Origin of the sequence: Paenibacillus sepulcri (assembly GCF_042647105.1) — a bacterium.
In the GTDB taxonomy this organism is placed as follows: domain Bacteria; phylum Bacillota; class Bacilli; order Paenibacillales; family Paenibacillaceae; genus Paenibacillus_Z; species Paenibacillus_Z sepulcri.
The window spans coordinates 6,371,032-6,396,056 of sequence record NZ_JBHRUP010000001.1; the positions used below are offsets into that span (position 1 = coordinate 6,371,032).

The 25,025-nt window shown below is 53.0% G+C and carries 25 protein-coding genes; 20 read left to right on the forward strand and 5 right to left on the reverse strand.

Going from position 1 to position 25,025, the window contains the following annotated elements; translation table 11 throughout:
* The first annotated feature begins 7 nt into the window (after nucleotides 1-7).
* The 4 genes from ACFOLF_RS27730 to ACFOLF_RS27745 all read left to right on the forward strand — a co-directional run bounded on the left by ACFOLF_RS27730 (nucleotide 8) and on the right by ACFOLF_RS27745 (nucleotide 1,909).
* Entirely contained in the window at nucleotides 8-343 is a 336-nt protein-coding gene (locus tag ACFOLF_RS27730) for a restriction endonuclease subunit S (RefSeq protein ID WP_210037226.1), read from the forward strand.
* Nucleotides 343-636 (forward strand): hypothetical protein, encoded by a 294-nt coding sequence (locus ACFOLF_RS27735; protein ID WP_210037227.1) that lies wholly within the window; start codon nucleotides 343-345, stop codon nucleotides 634-636. Before ACFOLF_RS27730 ends, ACFOLF_RS27735 begins: the two co-directional genes overlap by 1 nt.
* Before the next feature lie 27 nt (nucleotides 637-663).
* Entirely contained in the window at nucleotides 664-984 is a 321-nt protein-coding gene (locus ACFOLF_RS27740; protein WP_210037228.1) for a hypothetical protein, read from the forward strand.
* 172 nt (nucleotides 985-1,156) lie between these two features.
* Complete coding sequence (locus ACFOLF_RS27745; RefSeq protein WP_210037229.1) at nucleotides 1,157-1,909, forward strand: hypothetical protein; 753 nt, start codon at nucleotides 1,157-1,159, stop codon at nucleotides 1,907-1,909.
* A 39-nt stretch (nucleotides 1,910-1,948) separates the two neighbouring features.
* On the opposite strand, the gene ACFOLF_RS27750 is transcribed toward ACFOLF_RS27745, so the two are convergent.
* Nucleotides 1,949-3,226, reverse strand: a complete 1,278-nt coding sequence (locus tag ACFOLF_RS27750; RefSeq protein WP_210037230.1) for an adenylosuccinate synthase — start codon at nucleotides 3,224-3,226, stop codon at nucleotides 1,949-1,951.
* A gap of 108 nt (nucleotides 3,227-3,334) precedes the next feature.
* Here ACFOLF_RS27750 and ACFOLF_RS27755 point away from each other — a divergent pair, with 108 nt between their 5' ends.
* A complete protein-coding gene (locus ACFOLF_RS27755; RefSeq protein WP_210037231.1) occupies nucleotides 3,335-4,237 on the forward strand; it encodes a LysR family transcriptional regulator in 903 nt (300 codons plus the stop codon).
* A gap of 9 nt (nucleotides 4,238-4,246) precedes the next feature.
* Here ACFOLF_RS27755 and ACFOLF_RS27760 read toward each other — a convergent pair whose 3' ends face one another.
* Complete coding sequence (locus ACFOLF_RS27760; RefSeq protein ID WP_379219636.1) at nucleotides 4,247-4,480, reverse strand: cold-shock protein; 234 nt, start codon at nucleotides 4,478-4,480, stop codon at nucleotides 4,247-4,249.
* A gap of 238 nt (nucleotides 4,481-4,718) precedes the next feature.
* On the opposite strand from ACFOLF_RS27760, the gene ACFOLF_RS27765 reads away from it, so the two are divergent.
* The 13 genes from ACFOLF_RS27765 (at nucleotide 4,719) to ACFOLF_RS27825 (ending at nucleotide 18,916) form a co-directional block, all read left to right on the forward strand.
* Complete coding sequence (locus ACFOLF_RS27765) at nucleotides 4,719-5,810, forward strand: CgeB family protein (RefSeq protein WP_210037232.1); 1,092 nt, start codon at nucleotides 4,719-4,721, stop codon at nucleotides 5,808-5,810.
* A 40-nt stretch (nucleotides 5,811-5,850) separates the two neighbouring features.
* Nucleotides 5,851-7,062 (forward strand): CgeB family protein, encoded by a 1,212-nt coding sequence (locus tag ACFOLF_RS27770; RefSeq protein WP_379112874.1) that lies wholly within the window; start codon nucleotides 5,851-5,853, stop codon nucleotides 7,060-7,062.
* Between the two features lie 286 nt (nucleotides 7,063-7,348).
* Complete coding sequence (locus ACFOLF_RS27775) at nucleotides 7,349-8,827, forward strand: glycosyltransferase family 4 protein (RefSeq protein ID WP_210037234.1); 1,479 nt, start codon at nucleotides 7,349-7,351, stop codon at nucleotides 8,825-8,827.
* A 36-nt stretch (nucleotides 8,828-8,863) separates the two neighbouring features.
* Complete coding sequence (gene wecB, locus ACFOLF_RS27780; protein ID WP_210037627.1) at nucleotides 8,864-9,961, forward strand: non-hydrolyzing UDP-N-acetylglucosamine 2-epimerase; 1,098 nt, start codon at nucleotides 8,864-8,866, stop codon at nucleotides 9,959-9,961.
* A complete protein-coding gene (locus ACFOLF_RS27785) occupies nucleotides 9,951-10,934 on the forward strand; it encodes a polysaccharide biosynthesis protein (protein ID WP_210037235.1) in 984 nt (327 codons plus the stop codon). The genes wecB and ACFOLF_RS27785 overlap by 11 nt, the downstream gene beginning before the upstream one ends.
* Entirely contained in the window at nucleotides 10,931-11,764 is an 834-nt protein-coding gene (locus tag ACFOLF_RS27790; RefSeq protein ID WP_210037236.1) for a dTDP-4-dehydrorhamnose reductase family protein, read from the forward strand. The genes ACFOLF_RS27785 and ACFOLF_RS27790 overlap by 4 nt, the downstream gene beginning before the upstream one ends.
* On the forward strand, nucleotides 11,746-12,708 hold the full coding sequence (locus ACFOLF_RS27795; RefSeq protein ID WP_210037237.1) for an NAD-dependent epimerase/dehydratase family protein: 963 nt from the start codon (nucleotides 11,746-11,748) through the stop codon (nucleotides 12,706-12,708). Before ACFOLF_RS27790 ends, ACFOLF_RS27795 begins: the two co-directional genes overlap by 19 nt.
* Nucleotides 12,709-12,828: 120 nt before the next feature.
* A complete protein-coding gene (locus ACFOLF_RS27800; RefSeq protein WP_379112871.1) occupies nucleotides 12,829-13,611 on the forward strand; it encodes a glycosyltransferase family 2 protein in 783 nt (260 codons plus the stop codon).
* A gap of 110 nt (nucleotides 13,612-13,721) precedes the next feature.
* The gene (locus ACFOLF_RS27805; protein ID WP_210037238.1) at nucleotides 13,722-14,420 is read left to right on the forward strand and encodes a FadR/GntR family transcriptional regulator; all 699 of its coding nucleotides are present in this window, start codon (nucleotides 13,722-13,724) and stop codon (nucleotides 14,418-14,420) included.
* 160 nt (nucleotides 14,421-14,580) lie between these two features.
* Nucleotides 14,581-15,909, forward strand: coding sequence for an ABC transporter substrate-binding protein (locus ACFOLF_RS27810; protein WP_210037239.1), 1,329 nt, complete (start codon nucleotides 14,581-14,583; stop codon nucleotides 15,907-15,909).
* 87 nt (nucleotides 15,910-15,996) lie between these two features.
* Nucleotides 15,997-16,887: a carbohydrate ABC transporter permease gene (locus tag ACFOLF_RS27815; protein ID WP_379112982.1), complete on the forward strand. Its 891-nt coding sequence runs from the start codon at nucleotides 15,997-15,999 to the stop codon at nucleotides 16,885-16,887.
* Nucleotides 16,887-17,714 (forward strand): carbohydrate ABC transporter permease, encoded by an 828-nt coding sequence (locus ACFOLF_RS27820; RefSeq protein WP_210037241.1) that lies wholly within the window; start codon nucleotides 16,887-16,889, stop codon nucleotides 17,712-17,714. Before ACFOLF_RS27815 ends, ACFOLF_RS27820 begins: the two co-directional genes overlap by 1 nt.
* A complete protein-coding gene (locus ACFOLF_RS27825; protein ID WP_379112868.1) occupies nucleotides 17,711-18,916 on the forward strand; it encodes a trans-sulfuration enzyme family protein in 1,206 nt (401 codons plus the stop codon). Before ACFOLF_RS27820 ends, ACFOLF_RS27825 begins: the two co-directional genes overlap by 4 nt.
* 137 nt (nucleotides 18,917-19,053) lie before the next feature.
* On the opposite strand, the gene ACFOLF_RS27830 is transcribed toward ACFOLF_RS27825, so the two are convergent.
* The 3 genes from ACFOLF_RS27830 to ACFOLF_RS27840 form a co-directional block, all read right to left on the reverse strand.
* The gene (locus ACFOLF_RS27830) at nucleotides 19,054-19,770 is read right to left on the reverse strand and encodes a glycosyltransferase family 2 protein (RefSeq protein ID WP_210037242.1); all 717 of its coding nucleotides are present in this window, start codon (nucleotides 19,768-19,770) and stop codon (nucleotides 19,054-19,056) included.
* A 141-nt stretch (nucleotides 19,771-19,911) separates the two neighbouring features.
* Complete coding sequence (locus tag ACFOLF_RS27835; RefSeq protein WP_210037243.1) at nucleotides 19,912-21,000, reverse strand: glycosyltransferase family 4 protein; 1,089 nt, start codon at nucleotides 20,998-21,000, stop codon at nucleotides 19,912-19,914.
* Between the two features lie 156 nt (nucleotides 21,001-21,156).
* Nucleotides 21,157-22,149 carry a ketoacyl-ACP synthase III gene (locus ACFOLF_RS27840; protein ID WP_210037244.1) on the reverse strand — a complete coding sequence of 331 codons (993 nt, stop codon included), beginning with the start codon at nucleotides 22,147-22,149 and terminating at the stop codon, nucleotides 21,157-21,159.
* Between the two features lie 154 nt (nucleotides 22,150-22,303).
* Between ACFOLF_RS27840 and ACFOLF_RS27845 the strand changes: the two genes are divergently transcribed.
* Both ACFOLF_RS27845 and ACFOLF_RS27850 read left to right on the forward strand, forming a co-directional pair.
* Nucleotides 22,304-24,172, forward strand: a complete 1,869-nt coding sequence (locus ACFOLF_RS27845; RefSeq protein ID WP_210037245.1) for an adenylate/guanylate cyclase domain-containing protein — start codon at nucleotides 22,304-22,306, stop codon at nucleotides 24,170-24,172.
* Nucleotides 24,173-24,259: 87 nt separating this feature from the next.
* Nucleotides 24,260-24,937 (forward strand): YhcN/YlaJ family sporulation lipoprotein, encoded by a 678-nt coding sequence (locus tag ACFOLF_RS27850; RefSeq protein WP_210037246.1) that lies wholly within the window; start codon nucleotides 24,260-24,262, stop codon nucleotides 24,935-24,937.
* Nucleotides 24,938-25,025: the final 88 nt, after the last annotated feature.

Genomic DNA, 25,025 nt, shown 5'->3' on the forward strand with positions numbered 1-25,025 from the left:
GCGGGCTTTGAGTCGTGAAACGGCGTATGCGCGAATGCTCGATGCCTCCGCCAAGATGCAGTGGAATGTGGCGATGATTCTTGAAGCAAAAGCGGTCGAAGCGGAGAAGGTGCGAAGCTGGCTGTGCAATCACGTCACGCCCGATGCATTTACGGAGCAGGAAGAGCAGTTGAAGGAAACCTTGCTTGTACATGAGCAGCTTATCGAAGTGATTGACGGTCTGACGAAGCTGAATCAAGGCATGGCTAATGTCTTGAAGGCCGCGCTGCGTCACGATCAGGATAGCGGCGGCGGTTTTGGCGGCGCATTTGGCGGGGGCTTCGATATTGGAGACAGGGACTGATGAGTCTCCTTCAAAAAGAATGGGAGGCCAGGCTTGAGCTGATCCGTTCCATTGCGAACAGTCAACAGGCAATTGCCCGTATATTGGACAGTGTTGCGGGTATTTCCGAGTATTCTCCCGGAATGGCGAAGTCCATTTCCGAAAATATGCGATCGCTTACCGCCATGCAGATGTCCATTGCCGAGACTGTGGGCCTTGTCCGGCTGCGGCGGCCGAAGCAGGGGAAACCTGGCAGGCCTTGGCTGCGGGCAGGCCTGCTGCCAGGAGCAGCCGGCAATCCGGATCAAAGCTAGGCTGATATGAAACGGGAGGAGAAAGATGTGAGCATACCAGCACGTAAGAATAGGCTGACGCAGGCTGCGGCAGGGCCCGGAAAGCGGCGGGCTCCGCGTAAGGGTATGGCCGGCAAGCTCAAGAAGCGGTCTGTTGCCCGAAGCGGAACAGCTATCAAACCAAAGAAAAAGTCTCTCAGGCAAACAGGAAAGATAATTAAGCGCAGAAGGACGCGCAGGAGGATTGCTCCTGCAGGTAAGACAGCGTTCAACGCATCTTACGACCAGTCCTATAACGCGGGCTATAGCGCCGGATTTGCCAAAGGATTCGAGGATGGACATCAGCTTGCCTACGAGCAGCAGCCATAGACTAAAGCACATGGCTTCCGATTCGCGGTTGAAGAAGAATGGCCCTGCACCTTGTTGAACAAGGGCAGGGCAATTTTGCGTGCCGGGATATCGGGAAACAGGCTGTTGAAGGGATTAACAGGCTGAATTTTGCTATAATCACATAGAGAACTCAGGAAAAGGGATAGATGCCTTGATAGAATCAGAGGATTACAAGCGCTTTAAGAAGGCCATACAAGATCTTCCCCCGAAAAACAGCTACAGCCGCGAGGATTTGCTCATCGAAGGCTTATTGTTCGACCGGCATGGGGATATCGAGATCTATTATGCGCCCCATAATGAACTCATAAATCCATCGGCAGGCATTGTTATTGCAGGGATTACTCCCGGCTGGCGGCAGATGGAGATTGCCTACCGGACATTGAAGCAGGCGTTCGGGCAGGGATTGACGGAGGAAGAGGCGTTCAGTCACGCGAAGGCGGCCGCCAGATTCGCGGGCTCCATGCGCATGAACCTGCTTCAAATGCTGAGAGACCTTGGACTTCACCATTATGTGGGACTTCCCGATGTGGAATCGCTGTTTGCTCCGGGATGTCAGCTCCTCCATACCACCTCGGTGCTACGGTATCCTGTGTTTGTACAGGGAAGGAACTATACCGGGCATCAGCCTCCGCTCATGACGTCTGCGTACCTGCGGCCGTATGCGCTCCAATTCATCGGGGAGGAAATCATGCTGCTCAATCGGCAGCGGCCTCTGTTTATTCCTTTGGGACGGACAGTCGAAGAACTGTTCCGCTCTCTCGTAAACAGCGGTCTGATTGAAGAAGGGCAATGCCTGTGGGGATTTCCCCACCCTTCGGGGGCGAATGGACATCGGCATCAACAATTCCGGCAGGCCCATGACGGCATGCTGGGCATTATTTCCAGGTTCTTCGCAGCGCAATAGAGACATATGGAACAACATCGATTGACCCCATCCTCTAGGTTAGCGTTCAATCAGCTGCTCTCTGCGGGGGCCGACGGATATATAGCGGACCGGTACGCCAATCAAGCGCTCCAGGTAAAGGACGTAATTCTGCGCCTGCAGGGGAAGCCGGTCAAACTCGCGAATGGAGGATATATCCGATTTCCAGCCAGGCAGCGTTTCAAGAACAGGCTTTGCCTGTTCAAGCCTTGCCGACACAGGGAAACGGGTTGTCTGCGTGCCCTCTATTTCGTATGCGGCGCATACCGGAATGTCATCGAGGAAACCGAGCACATCCAGATTGGTGAGCGCGGCTTCCGTTGCCCCTTGCAGCATGCAGCCGTAACGGGTCGCTACCGCGTCGAACCAGCCCATTCGTCTGGGCCGTCCGGTGTTGACTCCGTACTCTCCCGCGTCGCCGCCCCGCTGCCGCAGCTCATGGGCAATCGGCCCGTCAATTTCTGCTGTGAAAGGTCCTTCGCCTACGGAGCTGGAATAAGCTTTCGTGACGGCTGCGATCCGCGTTATCGCATGCGGCGGCAAACCGGCGCCTACTGAAGCATAGCCGGCTAGCGTAGAGGAGGATGTGGAGTAGGGATAAATGCCGTGGTCCGGATCGCGAAGTGCTCCGAGCTGGCCCTCTGCGACAATCGTCTCGCCTTGGGAAACTGCGCGCTGAAGCAGCTCTGTCGTGTCGCATACATAAGGACGGAGCTTTTCCCCCAGCTTGATTAAATCCTCCAGCATATCCGCCGCACTCAGCTGCGGTTCCCGATACAGATGCTCCAGTAGAACATTTTTGGGTATGAGCGCAGCTTCCAGTCTGTCCATCAGCCTGCCGCGATGAAATAAATCCGCCGTCTGGATGCCCAGCTTTGCCGCTTTATCCGCATAGAACGGCGCAATGCCGGACCGGGTGGACCCGAATTTACGGTCGCCCAGCCGCTGCTCTTCCAATTCGTCGAGTTGTTTATGGTAGGGAAGCACAATCTGCGCACGGTCGGAAATACGCAGGTTGGGCTTCGGAACGCCTCTTGCTGTCAATGCTTCCAGCTCCCGGAACAGATCGGAGATATTGAGCGCCACACCCGGACCAATGACATTGGTGACCGTGTCATAAAACACGCCGGACGGGAGCATGCGCAGCGCGAATTTGCCGTATTTGTTAATAATGGTATGTCCTGCATTGCTGCCCCCCTGATAGCGGACCACATAGCGCGCTTCTGCCGCAAGCGCATCGGTCATTTTCCCCTTGCCTTCGTCGCCCCAATTGGCTCCGACCACCGCCGTAACACTCATATACCCACATCCTTCTAAAGAGATTTGCTTTCTATCCCTATTGTAAGTTGAGTTATACTATTAATAAAATTAATATTAATAATATCTGATATAAGGATGGATAATGGGATGATACAAAATCTGGAATGGTATCGCGTGTTTTATTTCACGGCAAAGACAGGCAGCTTGTCCAAAGCGGCGGCAGAATTATTCATCACCCAGCCGGCGGTTACCCAGACGATCAAACAGCTGGAAGCGCAGCTGGGCGGCCAGCTCTTCTTTCGGACCTCGAGGGGCGTTAAACTGACGGCTGAGGGAGAGGCATTGTACCAATATATCGCCCAGGCCTACAATTTCATCCAGAACGGCGAACGGAGAATTGCCGGTATGCATCAGCTTGCGGAAGGCGAAATCAAAATCGGGGCCGGAGATACGCTGTGCAAGCATGTTCTGCTGCCGCATCTGGCGGCTTTCCATGAAGCGTACCCGTCCATTAAAATTCAGGTCACCAACCGGACGACGGCTGAGACGATGACACTGTTGAAGCAGGGGGAAATCGATCTGGGCATTGTGAACATGCCGGCATCGGACAAGGCGGTGGACGTCCGGGAATTGTTGCGGATCGAAGACTGCTTTATAGCAGGAGAGGCGTTCAGGCATTTAGCGGCGAGACCGATGGCCTGGGAGGAGTTGATGGAGTACCCGCTCATGCTGCTGGAGAAGGGGAGCGCAACCAGGAGCTATCTGGATCACTTTGCGGAGCGGCAGGGGAGGCAGGTCAAGCCGGAGATTGAGCTTGGGAGCGTCGATTTGTTAGTGGAGTTTGCCAGAAGGGGACTTGGAATCGCATATGTTGTCAAAACGTTCATCACCGGCGAGCTGCGCGCAGGCCAGCTTCATGAGATTCAGCTGAAAAAACCGATTCCTCCAAGAGGAATCGGCCTTGCGACCTTGAAGGATGTGCCGCTCACCGCTGCCGCCGTGACTTTCATCCAGCGCATTCAAATGGCTCAGCCGGTTGAGGGAGCCTGACATTCGCCATTACTGAAATCCTTTTTTGGCCCCATTGGAGAGGACGGGAAGCAACCTGATTTCACTGGTCATGGTGGAATTGCAGATGGGGCATGCCGGCTCTTCGCCGAACGAGAAATTATCTCTCATCCAACAGGAGCATTCTTCGTTTGTGCATGTCCATATCGACGTTTGTTCCTCGGGAATAGGCTCCACTATCTTCTTAGAGAAATGAATAATCGTACCCTCCTCTAGATTGAAAATTCCCTTATAATATGTGTTTCGCCTTCCATAATTATACTATGTTTGCAATCAGGTGTTATGAACGGTACTTGCCGCCGTCATAACGCCTTTTTCTGCTTGGAGTAATTATCTATCCGCTAACGTCTGGCAGGTCATACGCCAATTTTACAGCGGCGGAGGACAAGTGACCATGAGCCTTGCGGGTCAGCCGCATATATATGATGGTAGTTCCCACAGAAACAAGGCAGGAGCGTGCGTCATGTATACGAAGAAACAAGTCAAGTCCCGGCATGCCCATAAGGGTTACGCCGACGGCTACAGGCAGGGATTGAGGGATGGCGCCTGTGAGTCGCTTGCAAGCCATATTCAGCCGCCTTCCCCGATTAAGCATGATGTGCGAGTCCTCTATATACCGCAAGGCTTCGAATCCATCGACCAGGGAATTATCGAGGCGCTCAGCTTAACCGTCCGCGAGCTCCATGTATCCGAACCGGGGCGAATGGCGGAACAGGCCGCTCTGCTGAGGCCGGATTGGATGTTTGTGTTAAATGGCATGCACGTGTTTCCGGACGATCATCTGGAGCAGGTCGCTGCCGTCAGGGAGCTTGGGGTACGAACCTTGATCTGGTTCGCGGACGATCCTTACATGACGGCGGATACGGTTCTGATCGCTCCCCGATACGATGTTGTGCTGACCCATGAGCTCAGTACCGTCGAAATCTACCGGCAGCTGGGATGTCCCAGCGTCCATTATATGCCGCTGGCGGTGTATGCGGGGTGGTTCAAGCCGCAGCAGGTCGAGGATAAATACCGCAGCGACATCTGTTTTATCGGGCAGGCTTTCTGGAACCGGGTGGAGACCTTCGACGCCATCGCGCCTTTTTTGAGCAAGCAGCGCGTGTTCATTGCGGGCGGCCTGTGGTCCCGGCTCAAGAACTATGACCGCTTGAAGCATGTTATTCGCATGGGCTGGCTGCCGGTAGAGGAGTCGATCCGTTACTACAACGGCGCCAAGATCGTCATCAACCTTCATCGCACGACCGTTTCAGGCTCCGACAACAAAAACTCGCTTAATCTGCCAGGGAGGTCCATTAACCCCCGCACCTATGAAATTTCTGCTTGCGGGACGCTGCAGCTGACAGATTTGCGCGAGGATCTGCCGCGCTACTATAACCCCGGCAGCGAAATTGAGACATTTGCCAATCCGGAAGAGCTGCACGCTAAGCTGGCTTATTATTTAACCCATGAAGACCAGCGGCGTGAAGTTGCGCTGCGGGGGCTGCGCAGGACTCTTGTGGAGCACACATTTGTTTCGCGCATTCAGCAGCTTGCGGCGACGCTGCAATGGTAAATACAACAAGCGCATATGCGTGGAGAGAGGAGTGAAGCAGGTGGCGGCTTCTTTTCGCAAAAGGAGAAACGACCGGAAAAGCTTGCTGATTCAAGATAAAGTCCGCAGGGGGAAAAACCTGCTGATTCAAGATAAAGCCCGCAGGGAGAGGGCCTTCAGGCAAGGCTTTGATCATGGCTATTGGTTCGGACAATGCGAGTCGGTATTAAAGCGGACGGAACGCGTAATCGGGGTAAGGCCTATTCATGTCCTGTTCGTCGCAACGGGCAAAGGCTTTCCGTACTCGCCGCTGGATGAAGCGATCGCGAATACTTTAAGATCCATGGTCGGCCAATTATCCGTCACCAATTCCACAGAACCGGTATCCGATATCGCCAAGCAGCTGAGACCTGATCTCGTTATTGTGCTGGATGGGCTGCAGTTCAATGTATACCATGCGGATGAGATGCGCCGTGCCGGCATCCGGACGGCAATCTGGTTCACGGATGATCCTTATTACACCGACATTACCGGACCCTTGTCCCTCCATTTCGATGAAGTATTTACATTGGAGCTGAACTGCGTGGAGATGTACCGCAATCTCGGCTGCCCACGCGTATATTATTTGCCGCTTGGGGCTTACCCGGCGGAATTCAGACCGCGCAATCCGAAGCTCACACAACGTCATGAGATTTGCTTCGTAGGTTCGGCTTATGTGAACCGGCTTGCTTTTTTTGATCAGATTACCCGGTATTTGGCCACCAAGGATACCTTGATCTCCGGCATTTGGTGGGAAAGATTGAAGGATTTTAAACTCATGTCCAAACATATCGAGCTTGGACGCTGGATGGGTCCCGGCGAAACAGCGGACACCTATAACGGAGCGAAGATCGTTATTAATATGCACCGCGCGCATGATGACGAGACATTCAATAACAACAGCGCTGCAGTGACAGCCGTTTCACCCAATCCGCGGACCTTCGAAATATCGGCCTGCGCTGCGCTGCAGCTTACCGATATCCGGAGCGATCTGGGTTCCTTCTATACGCCGGGGGTCGACATTGTGACCTATTCTTCCCCGCAGGAGATGGTGGACAAGATTGAATATTATTTGCACCACGAGGATGAACGCCGGGAAATCGCCATGCGCGGGATGTATCGGACAATGACTGAGCATACGTACGTGCATCGCCTCGATATGATGCTGGGGATCCTGTTCCCAGATCCTCCCCCGGCAAATGAAGGATTTGTCGGCGACCTGACAACATTGTAAGCTTCGCAAGCCGTAACGGATGGTCGCTTGCTCATTAAGGACAAATTCGGATGGGGAAACGGTCATATTTGTGCGTATGGAATGGGTCTAAGTGTCGTGCCGATTGAAAGGCCCCCTAAATATATTGTAGAACCAAGGTTCGATGGGTTGAAGGAGGTGAACACGTATTCGTTCCGCGGAACGGGTACGGCAATCGCGCGTGAAACATACAAAACCAAAAATGATGATCTTCTCGCATATTTGCAGCCAGCAATATGTGACCGGAGCAGAGAAGCTCCTCATATTCATGATACGCGAACTGCTTCCGAGCTACGCGTGCACGCTGGTTGTACCGGTAGACGGGGTCATTGCGCAGCAGGCCAGATCGCTTGGCATACCGGTGGTAGTCCAGGATGTTCCGCTGGTCGTTTCGCTCTATTTGGCCCTTCCTCATTTTCAGGGGGATATCCGGATGGAACAGCAGGGAGGGGCATGGCAGGAGCTGTTCAGCCTTATCAACCGCGAACGGCCTGATATCGTTCTGACCAATACATGTGTTCACGCCCTTCCTGCAATGGCCGCCAAATTCCTGGGAATTCCTGTGGTCTGGACGATTATGGAGGCGATGCGGCAGACGCCGGATACTCCTGCGGCCGCAGCCGTAATCGGGCAATATTCCGATTGCATCGTCGGTATATCCGAGACCGCGCTCGCTCCGCTGCGGACGGCCGAGATGCTGCCAAAATCAAAACTCATCCCGCCTTCCTGGCAGCATTCCGAGCTTGCCGAGGATACCTGGCGCGGACATCGAATGAACCGCCGCAGGCAGCTTGGCATTGCAGATGATCAAAGGCTGGTCGGTTATATCTCGTCTTCCATCTTCTCGGCCAAAGGACTTGAGCACTTTGTGCTTATGGCGGTGGCGGTGGCGCAGCGTTTCGAAAAGGCGGTATTTCTGATTGTCGGCAATCCGGTGGATACCGATTATTTCGAACAATGTCTGAACCTTGCCCGGGAACAAAATGTGATAGACCGCTTCAGATGGATCCGTTTCGAGGAGCAGATCGAAACGATTTATCCCGCAATGGATGTGCTTGTTGTGCCAAGCATGACTCCGGAAGGCTTCGGAATGACAGCTTTGGAAGGAATGGTGTTCGGCAAGCCGGTTGTGGTGTACGGTTCCGGCGGATTGGCTGAAATCGCCAATGCCACAGGCAATAGCCGCTATATTGTCGAGACCGGCAATGTGGACGGATTGTTCCAGAAGGTCAGCGGCCTGCTCGGCGACGAAATGGAGCGTGCGGTCGTCGGGGAACGCAACGCCAGAATGGCGGTGTCGGCTTTTGGCATAGCCGCGTACAGGGAGCGGATCCGTAAGCTTATTGACTTGCTCGCCGGGTTTTCACCGGTGAAGAAACAGGTTGTAAGGGGAACGGCGGGAACGGTTTATTTGCTTGAGGACGGCATCCTGCGGCCTTTTGCTTCGGAAGAGGCCTTCCTTCAGGAGGGTTACCGGTTTGAAGAGGTGAAAGAGGTGCCGGATGCCATGCTTGCGGCACTTCCGCATGGAATGTCCATCGGCCGAAGCAGCAAAAAGGCATCGATTGTCACCCGCAAAAGGAAAACCGGAAGGCGCAGGAGAGGGCGGCGAAGAAAGCTGCTCCCGGGAAGAAGAAGCTCTGCTGCAAAAAGGCGCAGGCATGCCGCCCGCAGAACGCGCACCGTGCGCCCGCAGCGCCGCCGAAAATCCGCTGCGGGCATAACAAGGTCGCGCAGGCGGCACTGAAGCGTTGGACAGGGGAAAGGGAAGGTGAATCACAGAATGCGCGTTGTAACGGTTTTGGGCACGCGCCCGGAAATTATACGTCTAAGCCTTATTATTCAAAAGCTGGACGCGCTGGCTGAGGAGCATGTGCTCGTGCATACGGGACAGAACTTCTCTCCCTCGCTCAGCGATATTTTCTTCGAAGAGCTTGGACTCAGGCAGCCGGACTACAGGCTGGGTCAAAGCATGCTCTCCTTGGGCAGGCAGCTCGCCGTCATGTTCGGGGAGATCGAAGGCATTTTGAATGCGCACCGGCCTGATGTGGTGCTGCTGCTTGGCGATACGAACAGCGCATTATGCTCCGTCATGGCCGAGCGGATGGGAATACCTGTTGTACACATGGAAGCGGGCAACCGCTGTTATGACTTGTCGGTACCGGAAGAGAAGAACCGGAGGATTATCGACGCCGTGTCCACGATCAATATGCCGTACACCTCATACAGCAAAGGCAATTTGCTGCGCGAAGGGTTCCCTGCCGGGCGGATCGTGCTGACAGGCAATCCGATTCACGAGGTAATCAGCCATTATATGCCGCAGATCGGGGCCAGCGATGTATTGGAGCGGCTTGGTCTTGCGCCGGGCGGCTACATGCTGGTAACGGCGCATCGTGCCGAGAACGTGGATTCCCCGGAGCGGCTAGCGGGCATTCTGGACGGCTTGAACCGTATCGCCAGGCGGTTCGACAAGCGGCTGATATGCAGCGTTCATCCGCGGACGCGTTCGCGTATTGACGAGGGAGAAAAACGAATGGCGATGGATGAGCGTGTCGAATTCTTTGAGCCATTCGGATTCTTCGATTTTGTTCAGCTGGAACGGCATGCGGCCTGTGCGATAACGGACAGCGGGACCGTGCAGGAGGAATGCTGTCTGTTCCATGTGCCGACGGTCACCATCCGTCAGACGACCGAGCGGCCGGAAACCGTTGATTGCGGCAGCAATGTGGTCTGCGGCCTGAAAGCTGCGCGAATGGAAGAAGCGGTGGTGGTTATGACCGCCCTGCCGCCAAAATGGCAGTGTCCGGATGGCTATCTGGCGGATGACGTGTCCGATAAAGTGGTCAAATTTGTACTTGGAGGGAAATGGGATGTTCACTAATCAGCGGATCCTGGTAACCGGGGGGACCGGGTCGTGGGGATACGAGCTGATCCGTCAGCTGCTTCTGCAAAAGCCAAAGCAAATTATCATTTTTTCCCGCAACGAATCAAGTCAGGTGGCGATGAGCCGCGCCTTCGACGATTCCAGATTAAGCTTCTGCATCGGTGATATTCGGGATAAAGAAGCCTTATCCCGCGCATGTGAAGAGGTGGATTATGTTTATCATCTGGCCGCGCTCAAGCATGTGCCCGTTTGCGAGGATCAGCCCTATGAAGCGCTCAAAACCAACGTGATCGGCACGCAAAATGTCATTGAAGCGGCGATCGCAAACAAGGTCAAGCGCGTCATTTATATCTCAACCGATAAAGCCGCCAATCCTTCCAATTTCTACGGAATGACCAAGGCAATCGGCGAGAAGCTGATCGTGTATGCCAATCTGCTCCGCTCGGATACGACATTCGTCTGCGTGCGCGGCGGCAATGTGCTCGGCACGAACGGCAGCGTGGTGCATCTGTTTATGAATCAAATCAAGACCGGCCATCAGGTCCGGATTACCGACAAGAGAATGACCCGTTTCTTTCTTACTCTGGAGGATGCCATCAAGCTGTTGTTCAAAGCTTCCGAGGAAAGTCTGGGCGGCGAAATATTCGTGATGACCATGCCGACATGCCGGATCGTCGATTTGGCGGCGGTGCTGATGGATGCGATCGGAATTGAGGCTGATATCATTGAAACCGGCATTCGCCCGGGCGAGAAAATTCACGAAATTCTGCTGACAGAGCATGAAAGCACGACGACGGTTACCTATGACACCGCCTATTTGGTCATACTCCCCACTATAGATATTCCGGGACTCAGGGAGCATTACAGCAAATATGTGCCGGTCAAATTCAACAGCTTCAGCTCCAGCCAATCGTTGATGAGCCTGGATGAAATCCGCACCATGCTGGTGCGTGGAGGTTTTCTGCCATGAAGCTGCTGATTGTCGGCGGGCATGGAATGGCCGGGCATATGCTGGTCCGATACTTCCGTATGGAGCGCGGGTTCGAGGTCGTCTATACGGCCCGTTCTCCAATCCATGGAGATGAAGGCATTTTCCTTGATGCTCAAGATGGCGACGCCGTTGCTGCCGTCATCCGCAAGCAGCGTCCGGATGTCATTATCAACGCCGTCGGCATTCTCAACCAGGATGCGGAAGACCATCCCCTTACGGCTTATACCGTGAACGGCCTGCTGCCGCACTGGCTGGGACATCTGGCGGATGAAACGGATGCCCGGCTGATTCATATCAGCTCGGATTGTGTATTCAGCGGCAGAAGCGGCGGATACCGGGAATCGGACATAACGGACGGCACGAGCGTGTACGCCCGGAGCAAAGCTCTTGGCGAATTAGAGCACTCGCGGCATCTGACGATCCGTACTTCTATTATCGGACCGGAGATCAGAGCAAATGGAATCGGTCTGCTGCAGTGGTTTTTGCAGCAGGAAGGAACCGTCAGCGGCTACGCCCGCGTAATGTGGAACGGGGTTACCACACTGGAGCTGGCCAAGGCAATCAGCTACGCGATTGCCCGGCCGTCTATCGGCGGTCTCATCCATTTGACGGCTGGCGAGACGGTAAGCAAGCTGACCCTGCTGAAGCTGTTTCGCGAATACTTCAACCGGGAGCGTCTGACGATCCTGCCTGATGACGAGATTACGATCGACAGGACGCTTGTAAGCACAAGAGAGGATTGGCGGTACGAAGCGCCGCGTTTTGCCGTGATGATTGCGGAGCTGGCAGAATGGATGGCAGAGAATTGAGCCGCCCGCGTTTACTTATAACGGGCGCGGGCGGATTCTGCGGGGAGCACGCCTGCCGCTATTTTGCTTCAGCCGGCTGGGAGGTGACAGCGCTTGTCCGCCAGCTTCGTCTGGGCGGCGGCTCCCGCTGGCTTGATGATGTTGATAAGGTTCTGTCAGGCGATCTGTCGCTGCCCGAAGAGGCGAACGCTGCCTTGGCCGCGGCGCAGCCTCAATATGTCCTGCATATGGCTGGCAAGAATGCTGTAGGGCCTTCCTGGAGCGATCCCGGCGATACGCTTGCGAACAATGTGATGGGGACCGTCAATCTGCTGGAAGCGGTCAGGCGGATCGACAGGGGCAGCCTGAACTGCCGCGTTCTTGTGGTGGGATCGATGCTTCGCTTCCCGCTGCCTGCAGGCGGGGAAGCGCCAGAGCCTCCCCATCCGTACAGCTTGAGCAAGACACTGCAGGTATTGACGGCGCGGAGCTGGTCGGCATTGTACGGAATGGATATCGTTGTAGCGGAGCCGTCGAATCTGATCGGACCGGGCAGGTCCGCAGGCTTATGCTCGCTGCTTGCCCGCTACACAGCGGCGGTCGAACGGGCTGCTGCCGGCATTAGCGCCAGGCCGCAGCCGATGAGACTGTCATCGCGCAGCGAAACCCGCGACCTGCTGGATGTCCGCGATGCCATGAGCGCTTACGAGCTGCTGCTTCGCCATGGCGGCAAAGGCGGCATCTATCCTGTCGCCTCCGGAGTCATGCGGACGCTGGGGGAGCTTGCGGACATCTTCACATCGCTAGCGTCATATCCGCTGGAATTCGCCGTCGGCGATTCGGCGGCGCAGTCGCCTTCGCCTGCAGACTGCAGCGCGATCCGGTCGCTTGGCTGGTCGCCTATAATTCCGCTTGTGCAATCGCTGGAGGATGCTCTTGAAGACGCACGGCGGGCAGCAGGCTAATAAGCAAGCAATCCTGAGCGGCGGTCAAATAACCCGTCGTTTCTTCTTGACTATCTATGAAATAAATAATACAAGGACAGACCGGATAACCAGACTTCAAGAAAAACGGAGGGGTTGAATTTGGAAATCAAACGGCCGAAAGTAACCATCGTGATTCCTTTTTATAACGATCCGTATGTGGGGGAAGCCATCGACAGCGCTCTGGCTCAGAGCTATGACAATCTGGAAATTATCGTGGTCGATGACGGCTCCACGCTGCACCAGGATAAGGTGGCCCCCTACCTGAACCGAATCTACTATCTGGGAAAAGCAAACGGAGGAACCGCCAGCGCGCTTAATCACGGCTTTCGTTATGCAACCGGTGAATATATCGCCTGGCTCAGCTCGGATGACCGGTTTCATTCCGGCAAAGTGGAGAAACAACTGGATGCGATGATCAGGAGCGGAGCCTTGATTGGCCATACGGGCTTCAACCAGATGGACGCTGCAGGCAGCTTGACGAGGACTTCAATCCTTCCGCCGGGATACGAGTCGGGAGAATTGTACCGCGCTTTGCGAAAAAGCAATCCCGTTAACGGCTCTACCGTCATGATGCATCAATCGTTATTCCGCCTGATCGGGAAGTTCAACGAATCGCTTCCGTATACCCATGATCTGGATTACTGGTTCCGGGTGCTGCTGACGGGTATTCCGCTGCATTTGACCCCTGAAGCGCTAATGGATTACCGCATGCATGAGGCCATGGGCACGGTGCGTCATAGCGCGGCTATTGCAAGGGAAGTAGAAGCTGTCTATGAGAAATACGGGAAACGCTGGGAACTGTATCTGACACAGCTTGGCTATATAACGTCCAATACCGATGCGCGCTCTGAGAGTAAGCGTTCCCGCAGAATCAGCAGATAATGAGGCTCCGATGAGAAAACCTGAATATGCTCAAAAGATCAATATTGACATGGTATGTGAGTATCCCCTATTATTGACCTATCTGATAGGTAGAAGGGTAAGTGAAACAGATGGCTGTTCATAAAATTCAAAAGATTCTCGTGCACGAACAGGTATCGCAGGAGATTCAAAACTATATTCACGACGAGAAGCTCAAGGAGGGAGATAAACTGCCTTCCGTCACGGAAATGACCCAAATGTTCGGTGTAGGCAGATCTTCCATGCGCGAAGCGCTCCGTTACCTGGAGGCGATGGAAATTATCCGCGTCGAGAACGGCAAGGGGATATTCGTACTGGAAGTGGATACATTCCGGTTCTCGGGCAAGGTGAAGGTCGAGCGGGAGAAGCAGTCGCTGCTCGCCATTCTTGAAGTGCGGAAAGCTCTGGAGGGCAAAGCTGTCGAGCTTGCGTCGCAGCGGATTACAGCGGGCAGGGTGAAGGAAGTACGAAGATGTCTCGAGGAATACCGCAGGCTCAAGGAGAACGGGGAGGACACGTCGAAGGTGGATCTGACCTTTCACCGCCACATCATCAAGGCAGCCAATAATCCAATTCTGGAGACCGTGCTGAATTCCGTTTCCGAGCTGTATGAGAAATTTTTCAATGATCCGCTGGGCGACAAGCAGTTGTTCGACGCCACGTACGAATTTCATTTTACGATGTTTGATGCGATTGCCTCCCATGATACGGAGACTGCCATGGAAGAATTTAACAAGCTTATGAACGCCATCGAAATTATTATAAAACAATTTAAAAGCACGGAAGCATAAAGCAGGCATTCAGCACTATTCATTTTTTTGATTCGACAGCATTCGATTCATTTTTACAAATTGTATAAATTTGATTGACAATTCAAAACAATCCCATTTATAATCAACCTATCAGACAGGATGACTGTATGATACATGTGTTGGGGAGGGGTCGTGTAGAATGAAGAAGACCAGAAAAGGCTTTGCATTGCTGATTGCTTTCATTCTTGTAGCCGGCGTGTTAAGCGCTTGCGGAAGCAAGAACGAGAACAGCGGGAATGGAAACGCAGGTGCCGCTAATGGCGGAGAAAAAGTCAAATTGCGCATGATCGAAAGCTTGACAAGTCCTAAACGTACTGAATTACTTAACGCCATGATCGGCAAGTTCGAGGATGCGAATCCTAACATTTCTGTTGAATTGATCTCTCCACCGCTTGACCAGGCTGACAACAAGATCAGAACGATGCTTGCAGCCAAAGAAGATATCGATATCCTTGAAGTGCGGGATCTCAATATTGCCGAGTATGTGAATAATGATTATATCGCTCCATTGAACGAATATGCGGACGCGTGGTCGGATTATGCAACAGTCGGCGCCGTTCCAAAATCGCTTGGCTCATTGGGAGACAAGCTGTACTTCGTACCGAACGGCTTGTATGAAAGACAGATGTACTACCGTGCAGACTGGTTTAAAGAAGCTGGACTGGAGGCTCCAAAAACCTGGCAGGAGCTGTATGAAACCAGCAAGAAGCTTACGGATGCTTCCAAGAACCGCTATGGCTTCTCCTTCCGTGGAGGCCCTGGTTCCAACGGAAACAGCGACGCCATGGTCCTTACTTACAATGCGGACAACGTGAATCTGGATGATTCGATGTTCCTGAAAGACGGTTCATCCATCTTCTCCTCGCCTGCAGCCAAAGACGCTATGGACTTGTATGTGAAGCTGTATAAAGAAGCTTCTCCTCCGGATTCCATCAACTGGGGCTTCCAGGAACAGGTTCAATCCTTTACTTCCGGTGTAACCGCTATCCTTCTTCAAGATCCGGACGTTATTCAGTCCCTGCAGGAAAAAATGGAGGAAGGCACCTGGGCAACTGCCCCAATGCCAACCGGCCCTTCCGGTAAAGCGTTGATCGCTGCAGGCGGAGCGGGCTGGGGGATTGCGTCCTTCTCCGAGCATAAGGAAGAAGCCTGGAAGCTGATTGCCTTCCTGTCGAATCCGGAGCAAAATACCGCTTTCTCCAAAGACTACGGTTTGATTCCGATTCACACAAGCGCAACGGAAGACGAGTTCTTCAAAACAGGCCCATACAAAACGCTGATCGACGCCAGCAACATGCCTGAAACCTTCGTGAACTACAAACCGGCGTTCCAATATCCGGGAACCGGCCAATGGTCTCAGGTCAGCATGGAAAGCCAGCAATCGCTGCTGCTTGGCCAGACTACTGTCGAAGATACGCTTAAGAAGTGGAATGACTTCTGGGTTGACCAGAAATCCAAGCTCAAATAAGAGACGCTTAACAGGTAAATAAATAATATACAAAAGGTAATGGGCGGCCGCACGCATAAGCCGTCCATTACGCTTTTATCCAAGGTGGTGCGCCTGTTGAAAAATCAGAAAATGTTCATCGGACTCAGTCTTCTGCCAGCGCTGGTGCTGGTCCTGGTATTTACGTATTACCCCTTTATCAAAGGGATTATTATGGCCTTCCAGGATTATAAACTCTTCGACCTTCGAAACATCCAATTCGTCGGGTTCGACAATTTTACCGCAGCTTTTAAAGACCCTAAATTTCTGACCGCTTTATCCAACAGCGCTTATTGGGTCGGATTCTCGCTGGTATTCCAGTTTCTGTTCGGATTGCTGCTGGCGATGGTGCTGCGCAAGCCGTTTCGCGGACGGGGAGTGTATCAGGGATTCGTCTTCTACTCATGGGCGCTTTCGGGATTTCTTATCGGGCTGATCTGGAAATGGATGTTCAACTCGCAGCTTGGCGTTATCAATGATATCCTGCTCCGTCTTGGCATCATTGATGTTCGCATCGGGTTTCTGTCGGATCCGAATTGGGCGCTGTTCTCGGTAATTGTCGTCAATATCTGGTATGGAATCGCCTTCTTTGCCATTATGCTGCTGGCTGCTCTGCAATCGGTGCCATCGGAGCTGTATGAAGCGGCGGATATGGACGGAGCCAATGCCTCGCGCAAATTTTTCAACGTGACGCTGCCTTATATTTTCCCGACGATCATTACCACGACGCTGCTCAGAGCAATCTGGATTTTCAATGATCCGGCCATTATTTATGGAATGACGAACGGCGGACCTGCGGGCTCGACGCATATTTTATCCTCGTTCATGCTGGACAAAATCATTTATGGCGGAGATTACGGGGCGGCATCGGCTGTCGGCGTCATCATGATTGTGCTTCTGCTCATGTATACGATATTTTATCTTTCCGTGACGAGGTCTGAGAAAGTGGGGGATTTTTGATGAAATCTCGTGTGCTTCTGATATCCAAAATCCTGTTCCTGGCGCTTAACTTTCTCGTCATGGTATTTCCGCTGTACTGGATCGTCATTACCTCCCTGAAGCCGCAAAAGGATATTTTCTCGTTCCCGCTGCGGTATTGGCCCAAGGAACTGACCTTTAGCAACTATGCGAATATTTTCAAAATCTCCAAATTTCACATTTACATGGGCAACAGCCTGCTGATTGCAGTGTCCGCCGCAGTCGTTGTTCTGATTATCGCGATTCTCAGCGCTTATGTCATGGCCCGCTTTCGCTTTCGCGGACACAAGCAGATCATGCTTGGCTTCTTCCTGACGCAAATGCTGCCGGGCTTTGTCGCGCTGGCGCCGTTGTATCTCCTGATGAGCCGGCTGGATCTGATCAACAACCGCATTTCGCTCGTGCTTATGTACACGGTATCCTTGATCCCGTTCTCCACCATTCTGCTGCGCGGGTTTTTCCAGCGGATTCCATCCAGCCTGGAGGAAGCGGCCATGATCGACGGCTGTTCAAGGCTCTCAGCATTATTCCGCATTATTATTCCTGTCATGCTGCCGGGAATCGCTTCAACGTTTATTTTCGCTTTTGTACAGAACTGGAATGAGCTGTTTATGGCGGTGATGTTTATTGACACCGATGCGCTCAAGACGCTTCCTGTGGCGATGAATTCCTTTGTATTGAAATATGATGTGGATTGGGGCTCCATGTCCGCGGGTACCGTTCTGTCGGTTATCCCCACAATCCTGCTGTTCGCTGTAGCTCAGCGGTTTATTGTAGAAGGCTTGACACAAGGAGCGGAAAAAGGGTGAGTCATTCAATGGGAGAATCAACTGCAGACACCGAAACAAAAAAGGTGAGCGAGTATACCCGGGTTGTTTATGATCCAATTGACACCAGACATTATGGCGCCATCCACACCCCGATCTACCAGAACAGCCTGTTTGCCTTTGAAAATTACGATCAGTTCGACCAGGCCTTCCAGGATCTGCAGGCCATTCCCGTCTACTCCCGCGGTCATAATCCGACGGTGCGGTATCTGGAGCATAAAATTGCCGATCTGGAAGAAGCGGAAGAGGCCAAGTGCTTCTCTTCGGGGATGGCAGCCATAACGGCGGCGATTCTGTCCACTGTCAGTCAAGGTGATCATATTATATGCGTGAATCAGGTGTACGGTCCGACGCGCGAATTTCTGGGCGGGTACCTGCAGAAGTTCGGCATTGAGACAACCTTCGTAGATGGAAGCCGTATCGAGGCGTGGGAAGAAGCGGTACGTCCCAACACGAGAATGTTTTATCTGGAAAGTCCGACGACGCAGCTGTTTCAGCTCCAGGACATCCGGGCATGCACGACACTGGCCAAGAGTATCGGTGCCTTGACAATCATTGACAATACTTGGGCTACGCCGGTGTTCCAAAAGCCGCTTCAGCTCGGCGTGGACCTCTCGGTTCATTCGATATCGAAATATATCGGCGGGCACAGCGACTGTATCGGCGGCGTGGTGATCGGATCGGCGGCCATAATCAAGGCCTTGTTTAATAAAGAATACATGCTGTTCGGCGGCATCATGACGCCGCAAACGGCAGCGCTTGTATCCAAAGGGCTGCGGACCCTGCCGCTGCGTCTGAGAAGGCATGAAGCCAGCGCGCTGAAGGTAGCCGCTTTTATGCAAACCTTGCCCTTTGTGGTCAAAGTGAATCATCCTGGGCTGGAATCCCATCCCCAGCATCAGCTGGCTATGACCCAGATGTCCGGAAGCACAAGTCTCTTTTCTTTTGAATCCCCAATGGAACTCAGCCGGATCAAGGAATGGGCGAACCGCTTGAAATATTTCAAAATCGCCGTTAGCTGGGGCGGATTCGAAAGTCTTGTAACGGTGAACAAGCTGAATTCTGCTCCGGCGGACAGTCCGCGTGTCGTTGTCCGGATTTATATCGGACTGGAGGAGCCGGAGGACTTGATGGCGGATATCGAATCGGCCTGGAAGCAGGTCGAGGCGCTTGAATTGCCATAACCCGGTCATCGGGATCAAACGTTATGAAGCTTGCTGAACAGAGCAAAGCAAAACACCCCGCATCGCGCATCGAGCTGCGGGGTGTTTTGCTTTTTTCCAGGACCATCGCTCCGTGCTGCCGCAAACGTCTGATTATCCTATCCCGGAAGCGACGCAACCAGGGCATTCATCCTGCCGGCGTAAAGCTGGCTGACATGGGTTGCTTCCTTGACTATGGTGTCAAAGTGCTTCACGGTGCCCATTTGCGGATGCTGCCGGTAGATTGTTAATCTTTCGTTGATGAAATGAAAGTCTATCCCCGATAATATGATTCTGATCCACAAATCGTAATCATGGGTGTAGGGAAGCGATTCATTAAACCAGCCGATGGATTGAATCAGATCCCTGGTCATCATGATCGTACAGCCGTTGACGGGGCAGCCATGGCGAAGCTCAGAGATAAAGGCCTTGGCGGAGGCGTATTTGGCTGATGCCGCCATCGCCGTGATAACCCCATTCTCATTCATCAGATCGTAGTCCGTATGGCTGATCTGCGCGTTTGTCCGCTCCATGTAATCGACCTGCCTGGCTATCTTGTCAGGGCTGAAACGGTCATCCGAGCTGAGCCAGGCCACATACTTGCCGCTTGCCATTCTCATGCCGTAATTGAGCGCGCTCGCAGTCCCGCCATTTGCTTTGCCCAAATAATGTATGCGGGATTGGAAAGGGGCAAGCAGGTGCTGATGCAGGGTTGATCCGTCATCCACGACGATAATTTCGATATTGGGATAGGTCTGGTACAAGGCGCTCATCACGGCCTGATCAATATAAGGATCATTATAGAAAGGTATAATGATAGATACTTTCGGAGTCATTATCTCTCACCTCACATCCTTTTTTCTTCCCAGTATATGAGGACAGGGTATATGCAGGCACGGCAATTGGCGGCATGCATTCGACCATATTGCGTGTCATGCATGCATACGGTCTGGAGCGGCCCGGACATCGGGGCAGCCTCAGTTGTATGCGCGAAGCCCAAGTGCAACCAATATATTCACCATATCTGCGGCGTAACGGGCCAATGAGAAATGGCTGCGGATATGCTGCTGGGCCTGCTCGCGCATTTGCTCGGTATGGGCGCGGTTTTTCATCATCAGCCCGGCTTCCCTTACGCCCTCCTCAACCGTTCGCGACATGAAAAATTTTCCTGTGCGGTTGTGCTCAATAAAAGTGCGGACGCCATCAGAATCAGTGGACAGCACGGGACAGCGGCAGCTCATGGCTTCCGCAACGGCATATCCGAAGCCCTCAATGAAGGAGGTGGAAATCACCATCCCTCCGGAATCTCCGATAGCGGATAAATAAAGAGGCATATGATCATGGGGAACATTGGACCGCACAACAAGGTTAGGCGCCAGATGAAGCTCATGTACCAGATTGTTGAAGGCTTCCCGCTCTCCCGGTTCGAAAATAAAAGCATCCTCGAACATCCATATTTGGAGGAGTGGGTTTTTCATCTTGAGAGCTGCGGCAATAGAGAGGAAGAGCCGCCAGTTCTTGTTGGCTTCAAGCCGGCCAATCCAGCCCACGATAGGCGCCCCGGAAGGGTTCAGCCACTGCGCATGCTGGTACGTAAAGCGATCGGTATCTATCATATTTTGCACATAGAATCTTGGAATGTCGGAAAGATGGGCTTGAAAAAGCTCCATAAGGTGTGAAGTGGGGGGGCTGATAGCGGCCTGTGCGTACAATCGGATGAAAAGGGAGGCAAAAGCAAGCGTTCCGCTTGCTTGCTCACGGGTGCCAAGGCCCTGCGCTTCATACAGCAGCGCTCCCGTATAGCCAAGGCCCCTGATCCTCTGCAGCATCAAATGATCGCAGGTAACAACGATTGCGTTGTAATTCCCTGCTGCAAGAACGTTGCGGATTTCATTGTCGTCATTTGTAATGAAATGTGAGACCTCTGCCATGTTTTGCCGTCCGGCGCCATCCCACAAATAGAGGGCATGAGCCTCTATTCCAACCATCCGCAAAGCTCTGCAGCGAAGCCGGTTAAGAGTCTCAATTCCTCCGCTTGGCACATAATAGGTAAACAGCAGCTTCATCTATCATTCCTCCTTCGTTATTCCATCCCGCAGCATCTATATGTTCCATAGTATGTCTGAAACAGCGCCTCTGGTATGGTTCCTTGTCCTGTCATGGCAATTGACGGGACATAAATAACGATCGGTGGGAAACAGCCGCTTACGGGCAGGTAAGAATTACAGGCTCCATTCAAGAAGGACGGCCGCTTCGGTCAACCCGCCGCCAAAACCATAAAGCAGACAGAGATCTCCTTTATTTATACGACCGTCGCGGATGGCCAAATCAAGCGCAAGCGGTATGGATGCGGCGGAGGTGTTGCCGAACAGCTCCATGCTTGCCAAGGTTTTCTCAAGCGGTATGCCCGTTCGCTCGCAGACGGATTCCACGATGCGCATGTTGGCGCTGTGGGGAACGAACCAGTCTATCTCTTCCGTTGTCCGGCCGTTGTTCTCCAGCAAAGCGGTTATTCCTTTGGGCACCTGGGTTACCGCCCATTTGTACACCTCGCGGCCATCCTGAACAATTTTGCCAGTGGTCTGAATAGGATGCCCATCAATATCGGCAGAGAGGCTTGAGCGATATAAATGATGACCGCTCGCTCCGCTGGTTGCAGTATAGGAGCCAAGCAGCGTGCCATCCTCGGTCCATTCCAGCAGCGCAGCGCCGGCCCCGTCGCCAAAGAGGATGCAGGTGGAACGGTCGGTGTAATCAGTCGCTTTGGATAAGGCATCCGCTCCGATAATGAGTATTTTACGGTGAACGCCTGTCAGCAGCAGTCCGTTTGCCAGCTGAAGCGCGGCGACGAAGCCGGCGCATGCGGCCTGAATATCCAGCGCACCGCATGAACGGATGCCGAATTTAGCCTGAACTCTTGCAGCCATGCTGGGGAAGAACGTATCCGGGGTGGAGGTTGCCACGATGATATAATCCACATCCGCAAGGTTCACCGCATAACGGGCTTGCATATTGGCGACAGCAGCGTAGCACAAGTCGCTGCAGTATTCATCATCGGCCGATATGCGCCGCTCCCTGATGCCGGTGCGTTGGACAATCCACTCGTCGCTTGTATCCACGAGCTTCTCCATATCATTATTCGTGAGTATCCGATCGGGTACATAAACGCCAAAAGCGGTAAGCTTGGTTTGTGATTTAAGGGCGGAAAGCGTCATTTTATCGACTCCTTGATATCAGGTATTAGTACCAGGTTCTAATTGATACTTTAACTTAAAAGCAATGGTGCTGTCAATGAAGGTAAGGTACACTATTTATACGACAAAAATCGTCAATTTACGAACCTGAAGGCATGAGAACGGAGGAAGTTGGGTGGGCAATGGAAAACCGGAGGTTCATTTGGTCATGGAGAAACAATTTGCGCTTTCCAAATCCCGCATATGGGAAATTCTCTCCAATACGAATCGTATCAACCGGGCAATCGGGCTCGATCCGGTCATTCGCGGGGAGCTGCGCGATCACCGTTCCATAAGCCGGGCAATGAAATCAACCGCGCTGCGTCTGCTGCCTATGGAATGGCAGGAATATCCGTTTGAATGGAAGGAACGACATTGGTATGAGGTCTACCGTCATTATTCGCGGGGGCCAATGAAAACATTCCGTTCCGGCATTCAGCTCAGTGAAGCGGATAACGGCGGGGATGGAGAGCCGCTCACTAATGTGAAGCTGTACTCTACAGTTACTACCGCTAATTGGGCCATGTACCCGCCTGTGAGGCTGCTCGCCAGCCAGTCGATGAAGAAGACCATTCAATATATTGAAAGAGCAATTGCGGCTGATTCTTACAAACGAGTCCCGAGCCTGCCTGCTGCCGGCAAAGCGCCGCATGCGCCAGGCGTGAATGCGCAGAGACTATCCGAGCTGATGGAGCGGCTTGCTCCCCTGGGTTTTAAGCAGACTCTGCTGCAGGAGCTTGAAATGCTTGTCCTGAACGGGCATGAGGACGATACAGCGGATATCCGGCCCTTTGTTCTGGCCGCCAAGTGGAAAGCAGAGCGCAATGAGGTGCTGAAGCTCCTGCTTCATGCGACTACGCAGGGCATGTTCAATATGGAGTGGCAGCTCATCTGCCCCAATTGCCGCGTTGCTGAAACAGGGGCTAACCGGCTTTCCGCAATTCATGAACGGTATCACTGCGAATGGTGCGGAATCGATTACGAGGCTATGTTCGACCGTTATGTTGAGCTCTGCTTCTCCGTACATCCGGAAATCCGGCGTTCCTCGCGGGCTGTCTATTGCATAGGGGCTCCGGCCTTCTCGCCCCATATCTTCATGCAGCGTCTGATAGGTTCCGGAGAACGTACGGACTTGGAGCTGCCTGAACAAGACATTGACTGGAGAATACGCATTCTGCGCAGCAATGAATGGATTCATTTGAAGCTTGATTCCGCTCCGCAAGAACAGCATGACAAGGATAGTCATCCAGTAACGGAGTTGACTATAAATGAACAGGGCTGGGCACAGGAGAGTGCGGCCGGTTATTGTGGCGGCGGCATCCGGATCGCAAATGAACGCGATCATGAGGTGATTGTCGTTATTGAACGCGAAGGCTGGGATGATCTCGTGGCGACAGCTTCTCATGTGACCCTGCTGCCCGAATTTCGCAGCCTGTTCTCTTCGGATGTGCTTGCGCCCGGACAGCAAGCGGGAATTTCCAGCCTTACTGTCCTGTTTACCGATCTTTGCGGCTCCACGGCTTATTATGAGCAGGTTGGCGACGCCAGCGCGTATGGATATGTCAGGCAAATGTTCGACTTCTTGTCTGCGACGGTCGAGCTTCATAGAGGAGCGGTTGTCAAAACCATCGGGGATGCCGTGATGGCTGTATTTGACAGGGCGGAGGACGGCATGGCAGCTGCTCTGGATATCCAGCAGTCCTGGCAGGCAGAAGATGGATTGGACCTTCGCATAGGGCTCCATCACGGTCCGGCGGTGGCGGTCGGCATGAACGGGCGAAATGATTATTTTGGGCGGACAGTCAATATGGCGGCGCGGATTCAGGCCTTGGGCAATCCCGGGGAAATCGTGCTTGAAGCCAATTTGCACAACCAGCTTTTCCGGCGGATTGAGATAGCAGCGGATTCCTACAGCTCACATTCCTTTGTTGCCGCACTGAAGGGAATGAAGGAGCCGGTTCAGCTGGTTCGCGTCCAGCATCACAACATGAGGATGTCCGGTTGATCTAAAAAAGTTACCAGCATAGAGCCTCCCCGTTCGGCGAACGCTATAAGCGGGCCGCAACATAAGTTACGAAACGGAGGATGGCATATGCAGCGCAAATGGATCATGCTCATGGCAGTGGCTGCAACAACAATGCTCGCCGGCTGTTCGGACAAGCATGGAGAGCTTGGAAACAAGAACATCCGGCAAAACAGCATTACCTACGACATGAATGGCAACCGTATCATGAATAAGCGCTTCGCCAACGATCAGATGAATGAAATGAATCGTATGGACGGCCGAAGGCTCAACAGCAATAATATCATTGGCGCCCATAAAAATTACCGCCTGGAAATGAGCAGCGACATCGCGGCCCGGATCGCTGCCATGGAAGAGGTGGATAAATCGTTTGTGATGCTGACGGATAACAATGCGTATGTTGCCGTAACCTTGAAGAATTCCTCAACTCATACGCAGCACGGCACCGTCATGGAAAAAAATCTGCCCAAGGGCAGAACCGCCCAAAGCTATATGCGGCCTCTTGCGAATACCAGGCCGGAACATCACGGCAAGGAATTGGCGCATGGCTTGAAGCAAAAAGTAGCCCATAAAGTAAAACAGATAGCGCCTCAAATCGAGCATGTATATGTGTCGGCCTCGCCGGATTTCGTTCACCGCATGAGCTCCTATTCGGAAGATGTGAAATCCGGCCATCCCATTCAGGCCTTTATTACCGAATTCAACGCTATGGTTGACCGCGTGTTCCCAGTCCGGCCCAAACCATAAATTTCTCTGATTGTAACTGACAACAATCTCTGCCGGCAGCCTGCCGCATGGGTTGTTGTTTTTGTTTTACCGGTCGAAGGATATTCAT